The sequence below is a fragment of the Mycolicibacterium sp. lyk4-40-TYG-92 genome (genome assembly GCF_030209435.1).
Taxonomy (GTDB): Bacteria; Actinomycetota; Actinomycetes; order Mycobacteriales; family Mycobacteriaceae; genus Mycobacterium.
Map to the genome: position 1 here is coordinate 275245 of NZ_JARVRX010000010.1, position 19178 is coordinate 294422.

Sequence of the window (19178 nt, forward strand, 5' to 3'; positions counted from 1 at the left end):
TTAGCCCGAAAGGTTGAAGTTGCCGTTGGACCCGTAGATCGCCAGCGAGATCAGCAATGTGATCGACACGACCACGATCAGCGATGTGCGGACGGCGTTGCCGACCGCCACACCGACACCGGCCGGACCACCGCTGGCAAAGAACCCGTAGTAGGTGTGCAACAACAAGATGGCCAGTGCCATCAGGACGGCCTCCAGGAACGACCAGAGCAGATCGATGGGGTTGAGGAATGTGTCGAAATAGTGGTCGTACAGGCCGCCGGATTGTCCCAACAACACGACCGTGGTGAACTGGCTCGCCACGAAGGACAGGATCACCGCGATGGAGTACAGCGGGGTGATGGCCAGCATTCCGGCCGCAATGCGGGTGCTGACCAGGTATTCGACGGAGCGGATACCCATCGATTCCAGGGCGTCGATCTCTTCGTTGATCCTCATCGCCCCCAACTGAGCGGTGACGCCGGCGCCGAAGGTCGCCGCCAGGCCGATGCCGGCGACGATCGGTGCTGAGATACGAACGTTGATGAATGCGGCCAAGAATCCAGTCAATGCTTCGATGCCGATGTTGCCCAGCGAGCTATACCCTTGGATCGCCAAGACCCCGCCGGTGGCCAGCGTCAAGAATCCGACGATGACGACAGTGCCACCGATCATCGCCAATGTTCCTGCACCCATGCTGATTTCAGCTATCAGGCGAACGACTTCACGTCGGTAATGAGCGGCGGCGTAGGGTACCGCGGCCAGTGCGCGACCGTAAAACAGAATGTGTTCGCCGATGTCGCCGATGATTCTGACGGGAGAGCGCACCGCGCGGGCTAGCCGCGGGTATGTGGAACGAAGCGGAGCTGTAGTTTGCGTCATCGTGCAGTCATCTGGATACCGATGGCGGTGACCACCACGTTGACTACGAACAGGGACATGAAGGCGTAGACGACCGTCTCGTTGACGGCATTACCGACTGCTTTGGCTCCGCCGGTCGAGATGGTGAGTCCGCGGTAGCAGGCGACCACGCCCGCGATCAGGCCGAACAACGCCGCCTTGACACACGAAATGATGACCTCGGGAACGCCCGTGAGCAGGGTGATCCCCGCGGCGAATGCGCCGGGGTTCACATCCTGAACGAACACTGAGAACAGGTATCCGCCGAGGATGCCGATGATGACGACGAGACTGTTGAGCAGTAGCGCCACAAGTCCGGATGCCAGCATTCGAGGAGTGACGAGGCGCTGCACCGGGTTGATACCGAGCACCTCCATGGCGTCGATCTCCTCCCGGATGGTGCGCGATCCGAGGTCGGCGCACATCGCGGTGGCTCCCGCGCCGGCCACGATCAGCACCGTCACCATGGGGCCGACCTGTGTGACCGCGCCGAACGCAGCGCCCGCCCCCGACAGATCGGCGGCACCCAATTCACGTAACAAGATGTTCAACGTGAACGAGACCAGCACGGTGAAAGGGATTGCGACCAGGAGGGTAGGCGCCAGCGATACACGGGCGACAAACCATGACTGGTCAAGAAATTCGCGCCACTGGACCGGACGACGAAACGCGAACTTGGCTGCATCGACTGTCATCGCGAACAACCCGCCGACGGCCTGTAACGGACCGGCAAATGGCCGCTGCGGCATGAGGTACTCCGTTTCTCGGACACGACCCACGAGTCGATGTGACTCGGGACACGTCCACCGGGGAACAGTGGCAGTCTCGCTTCCGGCGCCGCCATGCCGATTCCCGCCTGACGGGAAAACCGCGGCGACGGCGACCGGCCGCCCTCCCGCCGTCGTGGCGGAACCACCTCGGTCCGCGTAAAGCGAGGGCGCCGCGGTGTGCGGCCGCCCGCCGCGAATGGTGCGGGTCGCGTGGATGGAAAATTACTGCTACACGCATGAAATCGATTGGGCAAGTGTCTATTTGTGCGTCGCTAGCCGGCTTCCGATGAGCTCGAAAGTGGGTTGCGGGCGCCATTTTCCCGCTCAGCGGTTATGGCGGCAGACCCGTGATCTCCGTCACTGCCACTGTTTGTGGGTCGATTGGCGGCTGTTCAACTGCAAGGAGGCAGAAGCGATGGGTGGCGCGAAATATGTGGGTCGCGTTGGGGGGCTGGCGTTCGCACTCGGGGTCGGCGTAGCGTTCTTCACCGGTTGTGGTGTGGCTTCGGCGCTTCCGTCATCTGATGGGTCGTCGACGTCTGATGGCCCATCCTCGGCGCATCATGCAAAGCCGACGGCTGCTGGCGGCACCCCGACGTCCACAACTTCGGTGGGCAAGGATGAGACGCAGGGGTCTGCGGCCACGACTCCAGGCTCTGGCAAGCGCAGCAACCCACGTCCACGGCATAGCTTGTCGAAACCTCATGTGCCAGTGTCTGGTTCGGCGACATCGTCCTCCGGTTCGTCGGCCCACGCTGCTGGTGCGGGTGGCACTCCTGGATCAACACATGACACGGCCAGTAATGCCAGTAATGTCGGGGCGACGTCCTCACCCACCGACAGTGGCGCCGCATCAACGCCCACCGCGTCGGCTTCGTCTTCTACATCGTCGGCGGCCGGATCCCCGGCGGCGGGCGCACAGTCCACGGGAAGCGCCACCGCGTCGACCCCGGTCGTGACAGCCAAGCCGGTGGCCGCGGTGCCCAACGTCATCGAGGGAGTGGCGGCGAAGCTGATCAACGGCGTCTTGGACCCGTTCACCGGCGGGAACTCGCCGACCACGCCGTCAGATACGCCGGCCGCGTGGCTGGCGCTGGCGGCGGCGCGACGCGAGCTGTCCGCCACTGCTACCCGATCCCATTCGGCCCAACCCGCCGCGACCGTCAAGCTCGCTGCAGTTGTGAGCACCACCCCTACCGCTGGCACCGCGGTTCCCAGCGCCGGGGCGGCGGTCATTCCTGCGGCGTCGTCGCCCGTGGCACCTGGGGATATCACTCAACAGTTCAATAGATTGATTTACGTCCCGCTGCACGCATTCACCCAGCAATGGATCAACAGCCCCTTGGGGCGGCAGGTCGATGCCTTCATCAACACCGCACTGGGCTCCTACGCCATCGGTAATGGCGTGGCCGGCAGCGCCACGCACCACGACGGCACCGCCGGCGGTTGGCTGCTGGGCGACGGCGGAGCGGGCTGGAACAGCACGCAGGCCGGCGTCGCCGGCGGAAACGGCGGTGCTGCTGCCGGCATCCTTGGTACCGGCGGCTCCGGCGGCCACGGTGGGGCAGGCGCCGCCGGCGGAATCGGCGGAGCCGGTGGAACTTTGATGGGCGTTGGGGGCCACGGCGGTAACGGCGGCGCCGCTGCGACCGTCGACAGCGCGGGAGGCGCCGGCGGCGCCGGTGGTGCCGCGCCCGGTCGGTTCTTCGGTATCGGTGGTGCTGGAGGTAACGGCAGTGACGGCGGCGTCGGCGGTCACGGCGGTGACGGCGGCAGTGCAGTCGGGCTGCTCGGCAGCGGCGGCCGCGGCGGGGATGCCGGCAACGGCAGCGTCGTCGGTGCGGGGCTACCAGCGCTCGGCGGTGCCGGAGGTAATGCCGCGTTTATGGGAACCCACGGGTCGGTTGGCAAGGCGGGTACCCAGGCGGGGATCTCCTCCACGCCATCGCCGGGAACGGGGTCGCTACCGCCGCTCAGCACCACCGGCACGTGGATCACAGACAGCGACGGCAAGGTCGTGTTGATGCATGGCACCAACCAAGTGAATATCAGTCCCCAACTGCTGACGCCTTCCGAAGCCGGGTTCAGCGCTGATGACGCAGCGTTCTTGGCCGCCAACGGATTCAACGCGGTCCGTCTCGGAATCGACTGGTCACGGTTGGAGCCCCAGCCCGGCGTTTACGACGACACCTATCTGGCGTCCATCAACGAAACCGTCCAAATGCTGGCGAGCCACGGGATCTACAGTCTGCTCGACATGCACCAGCAGCTGGGGCCATCCTGGTCGATCGACACCGGCGGAGTGCCCTCAGCACATCTGCCCTTCCCGCTTGGGCTTTTCTTCGACCCGGCGCAGAACCACGCCCTGGACAAATTCTGGGCGAACGGGACTGCGTCGAACGGTGTGGGGCTGCAGAACAACTACGCGCTGATGATGGAACATGTGGCCAACTACTTCAATGGCGATACCTCGGTGATGGGTATCGAGATCATGAATGAGCCGCTGCCGGGCAACCAAACCATACCGACCATCTTGGGCAGCAACTTCTTCGACGCCCAGCAGCTGACACCGTTCTACAACCAGGTGGCCTCCGCGATCAGGGCGGTGAACCCCAACGCCACGATCTTCTATGAACCCAATTTCCTTGCTACAGCGATGATTCCGATCCGGCTGGGCACTGTGAACGCGTCGAACACGGCGTTGTCGTTCCACAACTACGCCTACATCGATGCCGGGCCGTTGGGTGTGCTGCCGTTGGTCAACGTGATCGAGGAGAACGCCAGGGCCTGGGCCCGAGCACATGGCGTCCCGGCCTTCATGACCGAGTTTGGTTCGAGCAGCAACCAGAAGTCGATCATCGACACCGTGAACCCGGCCAACCATGACCTGATCGGTTGGACCGAATGGAGTTACAGCAATACGGGCTATGGCGGCATCGACGGCACACCCGAGTGGCTGGTCAACGATCCCAGCAAGCCACTTACGGGCGACAACGTCAACACTGCCACACTGCAGACTCTGACTAGGCCATACCCGCAACTGGTGGCAGGTACCCCCGGTTCCTATTCGTACAAGAACGGCAGCTTCCAATTCACCTATTCGACGGACCGGGCTGACGGTCAGGGTCAGTTCGCCGGCGGCTCGCAGACCGTGATCTCGGTGCCTGCTGTCCAGTATCCCAATGGCTACCAGGTCACTGTCGTTGGTGGCCAAGTGGTTTCGGCCCCCAACGCGCCGCGACTCGTCATCGCCTCCGACGATGGTGCGAGCACGATCAAGGTTACCGTCAGCGCGGTGGTCGCAGCTTGACCGCGGATGGGTGGCCCCACACGGTGAGCCCGGTCGGAGAGCCTCACTGAAGCCGCAGGAATGGACCCGTTCGGAAACTCTTCTTTCCGCCGAACGGGTCCGGCAGGACAGGACGCCCTAGCTGGTGCGTAAATCGCGGCGCATGGTGTGATCAGCTCGGGTTGGGCGGAGCGACGAACGCCATTCTGGTGCGGGTCAAGTGAATCGACTGGATGCGCCAATCTCCATCGATTTTGGTGTAGGTCTCGTGATAGTGCCCTGCGCCGTGCAGGACCGAGCCATCTGGAAATTCGACGATGTCGGCCATGGCCCAGATGCCGGTCGCGGTGGTCGGTGAGGTGAGCGCAACTTCCGGGGTGTGCCCGTGATGAACGGTGGTGCATTCGCCGATCGTGGCGCGGATCGAGGAGACCAGTGAATCGGCGCCGTGCCATGTCTGATTGGCCGGGGCGTCCTCACCGCCGGTTGACACCGCATTATCGAAGATACCGACCACGTCGCTGGCGAATACCGAACGCCACGATGCCCAATCTTTGGTGTCCATGAAGCGGAAGTAGCGGGCCTTGAGTTGCCCGATGGCCTCAATATCGTCAGTCGGGGGCAGTGTAGGGATCAATGTCATTGCCTGTTCTGCGCGTGGGGCGTGTGTGCGTGCAAGCCGCTGGCCCTGCTCAGTCGAACGTCACGACGATCTTGTCTGCGGCGCCGGGAGTGGCCGCTGACAGTAACGCTTGTTCGACGTCGGCGAAGGGCAGCTTGTGACTGATGATGAGGGCGTACTTCTCCCAGTTGGCGACGATGTCAGGCGTGACCTCGAAGATCTCGGTTGGGTAGCCCATGGAGCCGATGATCGTGACCTCGTTGCTCATCACATTCATCAGGTCGATCGATACCGGTTCCTTGTGGACCGCCACGATGCCCAGTTTTGAGCCTCGCTTGGCACTGTTGAGAGCTGCAGTGACAGCGCCCGGTGCGCCGGCGGCGTCGAGGTAGATATCTGTGTCGGACTTGTTGGGCCATATCGATTCTCCTGAACCGTGCATGGCGATCAGGCGTGCACCGAAGTCCTCCTCGCCGGAGTTGATGACCGCGTCCGCGCCGATCTCCAGCGCCTTGTCGAGCCGTCCGGGAAGGAGGTCGGCGACCACGACATGGGCTACCCCGAGCGATTTCAGCGCGATCGCAGCGCCCAGGCCAATGGGTCCCGCCCCGATGACGACGACCTTGTCGGTTGGCTTCGGGTCGAGTTGATGAACTGCGTGCCTTGCCACCGCCATGGGCTCGTTGAGCGCTGCCACTTCGAACGGGATGTGCTGGGGTATGACTTCAAGATGTTGTCCGCGGACAGCGCCTTCGATCAGAAGGTACTCGGCAAGTGCACCGGTAGAGCCGCCGTTGCCGATGATGTTGGTGGGGCTGGCCATCGGATTGATGACGACGTGATCACCGACATTGATGTCCGTCACGTCGTCTCCGGCCGCGACAATCTCGCCCGCCGGTTCGTGGCCAAGCGGCATGGCGCCTTGGTGTGGGGGCAGTCCGCCGATAGCGATGTAGAAGGCGTCGGTGCCGCAGATACCGCAGGCTCGGATGCGGACCAGCACGTCGTTCGGGCCAACTGAGGGAACGGACTGCTCAACAACTTTCGCAATTCCGGGTGCGGTTACGACGGTGGCCTTCATCGCGATCTCCTTATAATCGGTTGTGAGGCAATAATATTCAAGGCTCAATGGCCCGTCCATGAGGAATCGCTGCCGGGCGAATGAGCGTGCCATAGGCGCCGATGCGGTCGACCTTTGGTGTTTGGAATCAAACGTGGTCAGTCTCTTCGCGTCTTCGGCGGTCCGTCGATCCTTGTGTCCGGTCAGCGGAACACTCGGCTCGGGTCGCGATCAGTGCCACCTTTGGACTGACGACGCAGGTGCTAATGGCGATGTCAGGGCGAGGTTTCGGCGAGCGCAGGCAGAACCTTGTCGGTCAGCAGATGAACCGATCGCCACGCTTCGTCTATGGGCATGCCGCCCACTAGCGGATGCAGCACAATGGGGCCGTAGTCAGGGGACTCCCGGACTTCGTCGATCAGTTCCTCGGGCGTCAAGAACCGGTAGCGGCCAGATCGACGTACCGCGTCCAATGTGTGCACGCCCGGCAGGTGCATCGACGAACGAGCCACCGCGGGTGACCATCCGCCATAGGTGGCCGCCTCCCACAGGAGGTGTTCACCAAGGTCGGTCCATGCCTTTTCCGGATCCTCATGCAAGAAGATCATTCCCCGGTTGACGCGGGCCGGCATGATGATTGCGGGAGTTGTGCCTGCCTGCGCGCACAATTCGCGGTAGTAGTCTGCGATATCGGGCAGGTAGTCGGGCAGGCTCAAACCAAGGCCGTGGTGAGCCGCTCGTCGTGCGGTTGCGCGCACACCGCCGCCGACAAAGAGGGGCGGATGCGGCTGGACCCACGACCTCGACCCAATCGACGAGCCCGGATCAATATCGACGATCGGCAGGTTTGACCACGCCCTCAACATCTCACCCAGCAGTCGATCCATGAGTTCTGCCCGCTGCGAGAATGAAACGCCCATGGCGGCGTATTCGACTGGCCGGTAACCGAGGCCTACGGTAGTGATCAAACGTCCGCCGCTCATAGCATCGACGAACGCGATATCTTCCGCTAGCCGTAGCGGATTCCACAACGGTCCGAGCGCACAGTCGATGCTCGCGTAAAGACGCTCAGTCCGTGCCAAGAACATCGTCGCAGCCAGAACAGGATTGCTGCTCCAGCCGTGTCCGGTGACATGGTGCTCATCGATGCTCACGGCGGCGACGCCGCATCCATCGGCCCACTGTACGAGTTCGGCTGCAGTGCTGATGATTTCGCGTCGCACGTCAGCGTCGGGCCGCGGCGTCGCGAAGGTGAACCTGATGACCGATGTAGTCATTGCAACCTCTACGTGGCAGTTGATGGTCCGGCCCGTGACCTCTGGCGTCACTGTCGTGTGCCTGTCGCCGTCCGGGTATCTACGAAGCGTCGCATCAGCGAAATATCTGGCGTCAGGGGCAATCTCACTGACCGGAACAGGGTCACAAGCCACGTACTTCATCAGATTCGCCGTCGAGGAGGACCGCTGGAAGCGTTCCGGTGAGCGGATATTCGCGGCGCGGGCGATGGCGCGTGACGCGTAGAAATGACTTCGTGTCGGTCACGTGTGAGGTACCGGCAACAACCGAGCCCCTAACATGCCCGCTCCAGCAGTCACGCCCGCACCGCATAGTTCCGGTACGGCGACCGTCACCGCGGAAGGCTCAACCAGTTGCCACTGCAGCGAAGGAACATCCCTGATGTCATCACAATCAGCCCTAGCCATCGATGATTTGGTGGCGCCTCGTCTCGAACCTGTGCAGCAGCAGGTCCTCGACGCGTTCAGCAATCAGCACATCGGACTCGATCCCGCCGCATTGATCGCAGATGCGATGGCCGACGCCGGTCTTGACGACTTCGGCGACGACGGCTTTCGGCCCCGCCTGAACGCCTATGTGGCGGCCATCGAAGCTGACACGGGCAACACGAATCTGAATCGTTTCATCTTGCGCAACCGGATCGTGCGTCTGTTGACCCAACGTCTGTTGCTAACGGACTTGCTAAGGCGCTACCCCGAGATTCATGACGTCGAAATTGAGCAACCGATCATTGTGGTGGGGCTCCCCCGCTCGGGCACCACACATTTGGTCAACCTGATCGCCGCAGATCGGGGGCGTCGTGCACTTCCATTCTGGGAAAGCCAGGAGCCGTTCCCCCGCAGGGGAGAGGCGCCCGATGTGAATGGGCTGGACCCGCGTTTCCTACGGAGCGTCGCCGAACATGAGTACGCCAAGACCATAACTCCACACCTGCAGGCGATGCACGATCGTTTTCCCGCCGCGATCGAGGAAGAGGTCGAGCTCCTCGACATCGACTTCGCCAGCTACGTCCTGGAGTGGCATGCCCGGGTTCCGCAGTGGCGGGACTTTTACCTGGCGCTGAACCAGTTCGACCACTACGCATACCTGCGGACCATTTTGAAGGCACTGACATTCCTGCGTGGGCCGCGCCGCTGGGTACTGAAGTCCCCACAGCATGCTGAGCAGTTGCGCCCCTTGATTTCCACCTTCCCCGACGCCACGATTGCGTTTACCCATCGCGATCCCGTTGCGGTAATCCAGTCGGCGATAACGATGTTGGCTTACGGCGACAGGATCCGTCGGCATGACATCGACCCAGGCGGGCTGGTTGACTACTGGGTGGATCGGATTGAACGATTGCTCCGCGCGTGTGTGCGTGATCGCGACCTGATTGGTCAGGACCGGAGCATCGATGTCCTGTTCCACGAGCTCAACGGCAATGAGATGGCCATCGTCGACAAGCTGTACGAACTCAATGGCACCACGCTGTCCCCGGAGTCGGCCGCTGACCTACAGGGGTACTTGGATGCCAATCCGCGAGGCAAGCATGGCCGCATGGTCTACGACCTTGAAAGGAACTTCGGACGCTCTGCCAAACAGATGCGCGCCCGGTTCGACTTCTATTTCGAGCGTTTCGGCGTCAAGGAGGAACTGTGACTGACCGTCGACTCGAGTACCGTGTACGCCCAGGCGCCGAAGACATTGTGGGCGCCAACGCGCCTGCCGCGGAGCAAGTGGCACCGGGGATTTGGCTGTCGCCCGGATTGTCGAACGCGTACCTGTTGACCACCGCTGAAGGACGCATCGTCGTCAATGCCGGTATGGGGTTCGAGGGGCCGGTGCATCGCGCCAATTTCGATGCAGTCGACGACGCGCCGGTCCGTTACCTCATCCTCACGCAGGGACATTACGATCACGTGGGCGGCGCCGACACTTTGCGCGATGCTGACACAACGATTGTTGCGCAGGCCAACTGGAGCACCTGGCGGACAGACAACGAGTTGCTTGCGAACTTCCGCATTGCGAATTCTTCTTTCGCATGGCTCGAAACGACGATGGCCTCGGCGGCGCACACGATGGAGCGCTTCGGGCCGGCCCTGCCACAGCAAAGTGCTCCGACCCCTGGCCTCGTCTTCGACGACACCCTCGAGTTGGTTCTGGGCGGGCGGAGACTGCAGTTGTTGGCCACGCCAGGCGGCGAGACAACCGACAGCCTGGTGATCTGGCTGCCCGACGAGAAAATATGTCTGTGTGGCAACGTCTTTGGTGCACTGTTCGGTCACATCCCCAACCTGGTCACCATGCGCGGCGACCGGTATCGTGACGCCGCCACGGTCATCGCCTCAATTGAGAAGGTCCGTGACCTGGGTGCCGAAATATTGCTCACCGGTCATTTCGGACCGATCACCGGTGGTCAACACATCCACGCCGAGCTCACCAGGCTGCGTGATGCGGTAGCTTACGTACACGACGCCACCGTGGCGGGAATGAACGCTGGCAAAGACGTGCGCACCTTGATGCGCGAGGTCGTCCTACCTCCCGAACTGCAGGTTGGAGAAGGATACGGCAAGGTCAGCTGGGACGTGCGTGCGATCTGGGAGAACTACGCCGGATGGTTCCACCATGAGTCAACGACCGAACTCTACGCCGAAGGGCCCCAGAGTGTTTCCGCAGATTTGATCGAGCTCGCGGGTGCGGACGCCTTGATCGCCAGAGCTGCCCAGTATGTGGAGCAGGCACAACCGTTGCAGGCAATTTATCTGGCGGAGATCGTGCAGAGCGTCGACCCAGAACATCAGAAAGCCAAACTCGTTCTCGTCGACGCACACGCACAGCTCCTGGCGACCAGCACCAATTTCTGGGAATCAGCGTGGCTGCGCAAGCAAATTGAGGAGCTGTCGTGACCAATGACATCCGATTCGACTTCGCTGGCACCACTGCGCTGCTCACCGGCGGCACCAGTGGGATCGGCCATGCGACAGCGACTTTGATGCGCGACGCCGGCGCGTATGTGACGGTGACGGGCACCAGAGCCTCAGCTTCCGATTACGAAGTGGACCTGGCGGGGCTGACCTATCGGCAGCTCATCGTGACCGACCATGATTCCGTGGACGCCCTGGCGGCGGAACTGGACAGCGTCGATGTACTGGTCAACAACGCAGGCGCGAATTTTCCTGGTGGACTCGATGAATCGACGTCTGAGGGATTCGCTGCGTCGGTAGAGCTGAACCTTCTGGCACCGTATCGCCTCACCAGTGCATGCCATCGGGCACTTGCCCGTTCGTCGGCTGCTGGCGGCGCCTCGGTGGTGATGCTGGCATCGCTGGCAGCACTCCGTGCGGTGCCGATTGTCCCCGGCTACGGTTCGGCCAAAGCGGGTATCTTGGCACTCACCCGCAATCTGGCGGTCAAATGGGCACCGGATCGCATCCGGGTCAACGCTGTGGTGCCAGGTGTGACCGCGACGCGCATGACCGCACCCATGGACTATGTGCCCGAAGCCAAGCAGGCCCAGATCGATCACATTCCTTTGGGACGCTTCGCCGAACCGAATGAAATAGCAACGGCGATCGCATATCTGTGCAGCGGCGCTGCTGCGTACACCACCGGCGCGGCCCTCGTCGTTGACGGCGGATACAGCAACCTGTAATCGACTACCGCGGGGTATCGGCAATGCCCGGAGGGCGACGATGTCCCGCGGTAGTCGATTACGCGTGTCGAGCCGAGACAGAGTAGGCTGAACCGCCACATCGCCCCAGGCAGCGGCCAGTTACATCGATACTGGGATGTATTGACCTGTCGACGTGGTCATTTGGTGCCGAGTATGCCGCGATCAGGCGTTGATCGCGGCGGCGCAACAGGTTCCGTGGGCATCGATACCGATCGAAACTTGGATGAATTCGGTCAGGCGTCGATGGGTTCGAAGTTGAACGGTGAGAAGTATGAACGCACTGACGTTATCTTGCCGGACTCGTCAAACACCATGGTGTCGATCGGCGACAGCCGGACGACGCCTTCGCCACCGTTGAAGGTCAGGGCAAACTGAAACGCAGCTTCATTACCAGACACGCGCACCGTAAGGAGCTCAGCGGAACGATCCAATGTCTGGAGCGCCGAAAAGAACTCGTGAATCGCTACGCGGCTCGTCAGTACATCGCTGCCGACGGGGTCTTCAACTGAGGCTTGCTCAGCGAACAGGGCGAGGATGTCATCGGCAGACCCGCTTCCGATGAGTTCGACGTATTGCTTCACGATTGCCGTCAAGGATTCGGCTCGATTGTTTGCGCTGGACATATTCGTAAAGCTATCGTCCGTGCCATAGGTCGTCACCGACTGAGCCCGCCTACCGGGATGCGCGCGTAGAGGATGCCGTCCGTCACCGAGTTAGTTCATCGTTGGATGATGGCGCGGATTGGCTCTCGCCACGATCCGTTCGGGCGGCGTGGGCCCCAGCACGTCTTCCGCTGAAAATGCAGTCAGCGAGGGATAGTCCGCTGACGTAGCTGTTGGAGCAGAGTCCGACGGCGTTACGGCCGGCGGCGTAAAGTCCGGCGATGACTCCGCCGTCTCGGTGGCGGACCTGGCCGGTCTCCTCGGCAACGACGAGGCCGCCCAACGTCAGCCCGGGAATCGGGTAGAACATCGACGAATCGGCAGAGATGTTGATCGAGTAGAAGGGCCCGGAGGTCAAGGGCCGGCTTAGATCCGCGGCCTTGTGCGCGGGATCTCCCATACCAGTTTCGAGGCCCGCGTTGTATGCGTCGATCGTGCGCTGCAGACCGGCCGGATCGATACCGTTGGCGCAGGCGAGTGCTTTGATGCTTTTAGCTTTCTTGTGGCCTCGGGCGAAGAGATAAAGCAGTTGCAAACGTTGGAATATCTGGGTTTGCTCGCTGATCTGAGACTTGATCTTTCGCCAGGTCGACGCATCGTAAATTGCCCACCCGGTGCCGTCGAAACGCCGCATCAGAATGTTCCCGTGCGTTGCGCCGTACAGATCCTCATTGGCGATGCGGGTACCGTCGGCGCCGACGGTCAGACCTTCGAGAAATGCGCTCGGCGGAGCCAGGAATCGCCAGGCGGTGACATTGTCCATCTTGTCGGTCATGCCTCCTGCTTGCAGACCGAGGGCGATGCCGGCGCCGTCGTCACCCGGGGTACCCAATGGAGAGATCTTTATGAATTCGGGTGCGTGTTGCTGAACCCACTCACGGTTGTAGATGAACCCTCCTGCGGCCAGGATCACGGTAGTCCCGGACGCGCTGTGGGCCACCGCGGCGTTCGCCCACAATTGATCCGCCTTCGCGACCAGCCCTTTCACCAGGCCAGGCAGCCAGTTACCCACCTTCCCGCAGATCTTGGTCAACACACGGTGTAACCGCACGTCGGAGTGAGCCAGATCCATTGAGCGGTAGTGCACCCCGACGACCCGCCCATCGTCGACGAGTAGCCGGTCGACGCGGGCCAGGGGAACGAAATCGACGCCTTTGGCTTCCGCTGATTGGCGGATATGTTGACAGAGCACCTTGCCCGAACTCATGCCGGGCGCGAGGACACGGTGGCCGCGCGGTGCTGGCGATGCGTGTTCGACAAACGGGTACGCCTTTTCATTACCCGAGTAGTACAGGTAATGGCGGTCGGTGGGGTACGAGGTCTTGTACTCAGATACGCGTCCGCCCCGAAATTGGACGCCTTGGTTTTTCAGCCAGGTGATCATCGCGGGGCTTTGTTCGCAGAAGCGTGTGAGGGTGTCGTCGGCCACGACATCGCCGATTTCTTGCTTGAGGTAGTCCCGCAGGTTCTCGGTGGTGTCCTGATAGCCACCGTCGCGTTGTTCGTCGGTGCCTCCGCCGGCGTAGATGATTCCCCCGGACAGTGCGCTCGCCCCGCCGCCATATCCGCGGTCCAGCGCGAGGACGCGAGCTCCCGCGTCGGCGGCCTCGATTGCGGCGCACATGCCTGCGAGTCCATAGCCCACGACAATCACGTCGTAGTGTTCGTGGCGCTGGTCTGCCGCCTTCAAGATGACTCCTTGCCGCGGGGTGGTGGGTTCGAAAAAGGCTGCCGGTCTTGCGTGTCCACTACATTCGCGTGTTGCGCTCAGTCAGAAAGTATCTTGGATCGCCAGTGAAAAAGGTAGGAAAGGAAGATGATTTCGAACTAGGCGGACTCCCGGCTACCGGGAGAGTCCGGCATGCGCCGTATCCGTCGACCGCCGGTTTCAGAAGATGTCCGCTCAGCGGTCACGGCTAAGGCCCGGGGAGCCACAACAACTATTGTTCACAAGCGTGCGGAGCGTTGCGATTTCGCTGGCTGATCGCCTGATATCGGAGATGCGCACGATGGTGACCTCGGCGGGGAAGTGGGATATGAGAACCGTTACCGCGGGTTTGGCTCTGGCCGGCGCGATGGTGCTAGCAATGCCATTGGCTCACGCGGATATGCCGCGGGGAAACTTTGAGCTACGGATCGACGGTCGGTACGACTTTCACACATGGATATGGGCGATCTCGAGTTGCCCAGGAAATCCTGCCAATTGCGTCCACGTGCAAGCGATTCCCCAACCTGCGGCAAAAGCGTTCGGCTATCAGGCTGATGCGCAACTGATCGACGGGCGCTACACATTTAGCGTCGACGTGCCAGACGGGCTGCGTTGCGGCGACATCTACTACGGTCCTGTGATACCAACGCGTGATGTGTACTCCTGGGACGCCGCGACACAGTCGGGGACGCTGACTTCGTCGTCGGCCGCGGGTTGCGGCGGAACATCTCAGGAAACACTGAGCTATCCGTTCGCGCTGGTATGGATGTGATCTGAGCGTCGCGAGGAACGATCGTGGCGTGCGCTCGATAATGGAGACAGGCACATTGCCAGGTCCGAACGGGAGTCCGTCAGCCAATCGCGTGCCACGCTCTCCGACGAGCCACGCGCATTGATGTAGCCGCAGCGCCTTGAATAGGGATTTACCAGAGCACGCGTTGTTGGAGGTAAGCGCGGCGCTCGCGGATGATTCGATCACGTTCTTCCAGAGTGACGGTTGGTGTGTCACCTGGCAGGTGGTCGCGGACGTCTTTGAGCTTGACTTTGCGCGCCGTGGGCATCGGTGTCGAACTGCTCTCCAGCCAGCGACCTTGGACGACGCCGGTGGGGTAGCCCGCGGTGTCGAGCCAATTGTGAACTCCGGGGTCGATCGTGGACACAACGACGCGAAGCTTGCCGTCGGAATTGAGTTTCCATTGCGCACCGTTGAGGCTGCTGTGGTTGTTGTACCAGTCGATTGTCTCGAAGATCTGGTTGGTCAGGATGAGCGAGGCATAGGTTAACGTTTCCGGGTAATCCGATTCGATGATCAATGCCTCGTCTTCCTGCAGATCAAAGAAGCACTCATAATAGAACTGGCCGAACAGTCCGCCGTACTCGGCCACGACGTCCCAGACCTTGAACGTGTTGACAAATCCTTCCCTGCGCAGCTGCTCGCCGTGATCGACGAGCAACATCGCAGCCTGTGCGGTTGCGCTGGGCAATTCTCGAAGTCGACGCTCAAGTTCGACGAGAGCGGGTCGGTGCCGCGTAGGCGCGACGTCGGTGCGTTCGATCGAAAGAACGGCGTCCGTCTCGCTCCGCCAGTCGTATGCGACCTGGCGCAACAGCAGTATAGGGGCGCCGGGATCGAGTTGCCACCAATCGCCCTCGTAGTCATGCGGCTTGATCGGGCTGAAGAGGACGTCGAAGGCGCCATCCTGATCGGTGGTAAGGGTGTTGAGGTCGTAGTACGTGATCGCCTGCACGGTCCCGTTCGCCGCGGGAGAGCCCAGTGCGCCAATTTTGGCGATCCGCATCGATCCCACCCGCCCTCGAAGTCGATAGCTGCCACCTGGGGTGATTTGCGCGGTCTTGTATGCGGTATCGGCATTGGGCTGATGGACATTGAGCACGACATTGAGTGCCGGAAGGAACAGGGGGTGGTCCCCATCGGCGCCGACCGCGTCGAGAATCCGCGCGCCGAGTGTCTCCAACATCAACCGACCGATCTCGTGCTGGGTCTGCTGATCCTCGCGAAGCCGCTCGGGCAGCTTTTCCAGCATCGCCGGGGCGAGGTCGCGCAAACCGTCAACAAAATTGTTCCACACCGAAAGGAACGGCTCGGAGCCAGATTCGCCCGCTGTCATACTCACAAACTCTCCTTGCGTTGTTTTCCATTGATTCGCAGGTCGGCAGAAGCAGGTTTGCCACCCCTTGGTATATCGAGAAAACCCCTGGCGACATAGCTATCCGGCGGCGCATCCGGCTCCTTCGTCCAGCGCGTCGACCGCCAGGGGGTGCTCTCCAGTAGCCACTTCGGACCGAAACCCCGTCACAACCGCCATCTCCGTTGTGGTCGCTGATTACGATTGTCAACCATTTATAACACCGAAAGCGTCTACCGCCGTGGGGCTTTCCCGCTGACCAGAACGCCGGTCGATATCGCCTATCCAGTTGCCAGAACAGACCGTCGCGATGCGGCTGCGTGAAATGCGTTGCCCAGTAACGCATCCCGACGTGCTGGTGGCCGAATCAGCGACCGGTTGGCCCTGGTGGTCGGTGAGTTCGGATAGTGGTGAATTCTCCTGGCGTGGCCTCTGGTGCGGCGTGAATGACGTTGTCTTGCTTGCCTGCTGGTCAATTTTGTACGTTCCGCCCTTTACTATGGCGCAGCTACGGCCGTGTAGTGTTGCTTTCGTGAGTGATGGCAGCGGAACGTCGGAAATGACTGAGACCGCAGAGGTTTTTGCGCAACGCGTGGTAGCGGCGATCGACAGCGCTGGCTTGACGTTGCTCCTCAGCGTGGGACATCAAGTGGGGCTGTTGGACGTCCTGGCGGGTCGGCGAGCTGCGACGAGCGACCAGATCGCCGAGGCAGCGGACCTTGATGAACGTTACGTACGCGAATGGCTGGACGGCATGACCGCGGCAGGCGTCGTCGAGTACGACGCCGACACCGCCGCGTACAGCCTGCCCCCTCATCGAGCGGAAGTCTTGACCCGTGCTGCGGGACCTGCAAATCTCGCCCGTGTCACCCAGTACATCCCCCTGCTCGCCGAAGTCGAGCAGAAGATCATTCATTGTTTTCGTGACGGCGGTGGTCTGAGCTACACCGATTACCCGCGTTTCCACGAGGTGATGGCGGAACGTAGCGGTGAAGTCTTCGATCGCTCCTTGATCGACGTGGTTCTCCCACTCGTTCCCGGTCTGCCCGAACGTCTTCGGACGGGGATCGCTGTTGCGGACTTTGGTTGCGGAAGTGGCCACGCCGGCAATCTGATGGCCGAGGCGTTCCCGGCGAGCCGGTTCACGGGAATCGATTTCTCTGATGACGCAATAGCCGCCGCTACGCGTGAAGCTGCCCGACGTGGGCTGACAAACGTGACCTTCGAGAGTCGAAACTTGGCTGAGCTGAATGTTGTTGAGGCTTATGACGTCGTCACTGCGTTTGATGCCATCCACGATCAGGCGGCGCCGGCCCGTGTACTGGCGAATATCCATCGGTCCTTGAGGCCGGGCGGTGTGCTGCTGATGGTCGATGTGAAAGGTTCAAGCCGGCTCCAGGACAACGTTGGGGTCCCGATGTCGACCTACCGCTACACAGTGTCGTTGATGCATTGCATGACGGTCTCTCTTGGCCTTGGTGGCGCTGGACTGGGGACGATGTGGGGCTATCAGGTGGCCACCTCGATGTTGGCGGACGCCGGATTCACGGACGTTCAAATCGTCGAGACGGAGGCAGATCCGCTCAACTATTACTACATTGCCCGGACGTGAGCGCCTCGCCACCTGAGCGTCACCGCCCATTGACGCGGTGATCCGGTGGTTGTCGCGGGAGAGGCACTGCCGCGGCTCAACTGCCGTAGCGACGCATGGCCACCGCACCCAGCATGGGACCGACCGCCAGAACTGCCAGTGAGTAACGCCAGCCCAAGACGCCGGCAAGGATAGGCACGAGGTGGATGCTGCCGACTGTCAAAAGAAAGCCGAACGCCATCTGCGCGGTCAGCGCGGTGCCCACGAGCGCCGGTTCGGCACTTTCACTGAGTGCCGTGGAGAACACGCCCGAGTCAGCGATCACCGCGGCTCCCCACACGCACAGGAACACCGAGAGCAGCGGCAACGGTGTCGCGAATAGAAGTACGGATAGCGCGCAACAGGTAGCACTGATGACCATGGACACCACCGCCGCAGTGGAGCGTCCGCGGCGGTCCGCGAGATGACCGCCGCCGACGCAGCCCACGAAGCCAGAGACACCGAGCGCACAGAAGGCTGTCAGGTATACCGCGGCGCCTGGCGGCACACCCCGAGCCTGTTGGCTGGCTGCCACAAAAGCCGGCATCCAGGCCCACAACGCGTACAGCTCCCACATATGGCCGAGGTAGCCGAGATTGGCCAGTCGCGGACGTCGCTGGGTGAACATTCTGATTGCATAGCCCATTTCGCGCACAGGGCTGGTGGCATGGACGACATGTGGTCCGACACCGACCAGCGTCGCTGCCACTGCGCCGCCGCACGCTGTGATCGCAGCTGCGACGAGCATGACGGTCTGCCAGGGTAGCGGTCCGAGTCCACGAATCAGTTGCGGCAGAGAAGATCCGAGCGTCAGGGCGCCGATGAGGACACCCAGGGATAGCGCCCGTGTGCGTTCCGAGGCCCAGCTGGTCATGAGTTTGATTCCCGTCGGATACACACCTGCCAAGACGAAGCCGGTCGCGAAGCGTAGAGCCATAGCGGTCTGGAAATCGTTGGCGCACAACGGCACCAATGCTGTGCAGGCTGCCGCGAGTAGTGCGCCGATGGCAAACATGTAGTTAGGGCGCAATCGATCGGCCAAGTTCAATGCCGCGGAGGCGAAAGCGCCAACGACAAATCCCAACTGAACAATCGAGGTCAGTGCGACGGAGCCGGCCGTGTCGATACGCAAGTACGCTGCGAGGCTCGGGGCGACGGCCGACGCCGAGAACCAACACGACAGCGCGGCTATGGCGGCAATCGCGATCAGGCTCCGCTGGGACCGTGCTGCGCGGTTACTGAGTTCCCCGGCCACCAACGGCATCTGGTCGATCATCCGCCCAAGATGGTTGATGTGTGCACGACGAATCGTCTCCTCGGTATCAGCCCGGCCGCCGGTGAGATACCCGGCAGGCACATGAGAATTCAGCGTCAGCTTAGGGTTTCGCTGAGGATCGGAGTAGGTGCCACCGGCGAATGTAGCAATATTCAATGTGAATGATCAGCGATGTTGGCTAGGTCGT

The 19178-nt window shown here is 61.8% G+C and carries 15 protein-coding genes; 6 read left to right on the top strand and 9 right to left on the bottom strand.

The genetic code is table 11. The features are described 5' to 3' along the window. Window positions 1–861: an ABC transporter permease gene (locus QRN63_RS16100; RefSeq protein ID WP_285031649.1), complete on the bottom strand. Its 861-nt coding sequence runs from the start codon at window positions 859–861 to the stop codon at window positions 1–3. Next, entirely contained in the window at window positions 858–1628 is a 771-nt protein-coding gene (locus tag QRN63_RS16105; RefSeq protein ID WP_285031651.1) for an MlaE family ABC transporter permease, read from the bottom strand. The genes QRN63_RS16100 and QRN63_RS16105 overlap by 4 nt, the downstream gene beginning before the upstream one ends. Window positions 1629–1845: 217 nt before the next feature. On the opposite strand from QRN63_RS16105, the gene QRN63_RS16110 reads away from it, so the two are divergent. Beyond that, on the top strand, window positions 1846–4959 hold the full coding sequence (locus QRN63_RS16110) for a cellulase family glycosylhydrolase (RefSeq protein ID WP_285031652.1): 3114 nt from the start codon (window positions 1846–1848) through the stop codon (window positions 4957–4959). Between the two features lie 151 nt (window positions 4960–5110). Here QRN63_RS16110 and QRN63_RS16115 read toward each other — a convergent pair whose 3' ends face one another. From QRN63_RS16115 to QRN63_RS16125, 3 genes are all read right to left on the bottom strand, one after another. Further along, window positions 5111–5581 carry a nuclear transport factor 2 family protein gene (locus tag QRN63_RS16115; protein WP_285031654.1) on the bottom strand — a complete coding sequence of 157 codons (471 nt, stop codon included), beginning with the start codon at window positions 5579–5581 and terminating at the stop codon, window positions 5111–5113. A 49-nt stretch (window positions 5582–5630) separates the two neighbouring features. After that, window positions 5631–6641: a zinc-dependent alcohol dehydrogenase gene (locus tag QRN63_RS16120; RefSeq protein WP_285031656.1), complete on the bottom strand. Its 1011-nt coding sequence runs from the start codon at window positions 6639–6641 to the stop codon at window positions 5631–5633. A gap of 254 nt (window positions 6642–6895) precedes the next feature. Beyond that, a complete protein-coding gene (locus QRN63_RS16125) occupies window positions 6896–7897 on the bottom strand; it encodes an LLM class flavin-dependent oxidoreductase (protein WP_285031658.1) in 1002 nt (333 codons plus the stop codon). A gap of 397 nt (window positions 7898–8294) precedes the next feature. On the opposite strand from QRN63_RS16125, the gene QRN63_RS16130 reads away from it, so the two are divergent. From QRN63_RS16130 to QRN63_RS16140, 3 genes are read left to right on the top strand one after another with little or no spacing between them, the layout of a single operon-like run. After that, a complete protein-coding gene (locus tag QRN63_RS16130) occupies window positions 8295–9554 on the top strand; it encodes a sulfotransferase family protein (RefSeq protein WP_502888151.1) in 1260 nt (419 codons plus the stop codon). After that, window positions 9551–10801 (top strand): MBL fold metallo-hydrolase, encoded by a 1251-nt coding sequence (locus QRN63_RS16135; RefSeq protein ID WP_285031660.1) that lies wholly within the window; start codon window positions 9551–9553, stop codon window positions 10799–10801. The genes QRN63_RS16130 and QRN63_RS16135 overlap by 4 nt, the downstream gene beginning before the upstream one ends. Next, window positions 10798–11547 (top strand): SDR family NAD(P)-dependent oxidoreductase, encoded by a 750-nt coding sequence (locus QRN63_RS16140; RefSeq protein ID WP_285031662.1) that lies wholly within the window; start codon window positions 10798–10800, stop codon window positions 11545–11547. Before QRN63_RS16135 ends, QRN63_RS16140 begins: the two co-directional genes overlap by 4 nt. A gap of 254 nt (window positions 11548–11801) precedes the next feature. Here the strand turns inward: QRN63_RS16140 and QRN63_RS16145 are convergent, their stop codons facing one another. Both QRN63_RS16145 and QRN63_RS16150 read right to left on the bottom strand, forming a co-directional pair. Continuing rightward, window positions 11802–12191: a nuclear transport factor 2 family protein gene (locus tag QRN63_RS16145; protein ID WP_285031663.1), complete on the bottom strand. Its 390-nt coding sequence runs from the start codon at window positions 12189–12191 to the stop codon at window positions 11802–11804. A gap of 82 nt (window positions 12192–12273) precedes the next feature. After that, a complete protein-coding gene (locus QRN63_RS16150; protein WP_285031664.1) occupies window positions 12274–13920 on the bottom strand; it encodes an FAD-binding protein in 1647 nt (548 codons plus the stop codon). Between the two features lie 346 nt (window positions 13921–14266). On the opposite strand from QRN63_RS16150, the gene QRN63_RS16155 reads away from it, so the two are divergent. Beyond that, window positions 14267–14710, top strand: coding sequence for a hypothetical protein (locus QRN63_RS16155; protein WP_285031854.1), 444 nt, complete (start codon window positions 14267–14269; stop codon window positions 14708–14710). Window positions 14711–14861: 151 nt separating this feature from the next. Here QRN63_RS16155 and QRN63_RS16160 read toward each other — a convergent pair whose 3' ends face one another. Next, window positions 14862–16073 (bottom strand): hypothetical protein, encoded by a 1212-nt coding sequence (locus QRN63_RS16160; RefSeq protein WP_285031666.1) that lies wholly within the window; start codon window positions 16071–16073, stop codon window positions 14862–14864. 571 nt (window positions 16074–16644) lie between these two features. Here QRN63_RS16160 and QRN63_RS16165 point away from each other — a divergent pair. After that, complete coding sequence (locus tag QRN63_RS16165; RefSeq protein WP_285031856.1) at window positions 16645–17697, top strand: class I SAM-dependent methyltransferase; 1053 nt, start codon at window positions 16645–16647, stop codon at window positions 17695–17697. A gap of 76 nt (window positions 17698–17773) precedes the next feature. On the opposite strand, the gene QRN63_RS16170 is transcribed toward QRN63_RS16165, so the two are convergent. Next, entirely contained in the window at window positions 17774–18979 is a 1206-nt protein-coding gene (locus tag QRN63_RS16170; protein WP_285031668.1) for an MFS transporter, read from the bottom strand. Between the last annotated feature and the right edge of the window lie 199 nt (window positions 18980–19178).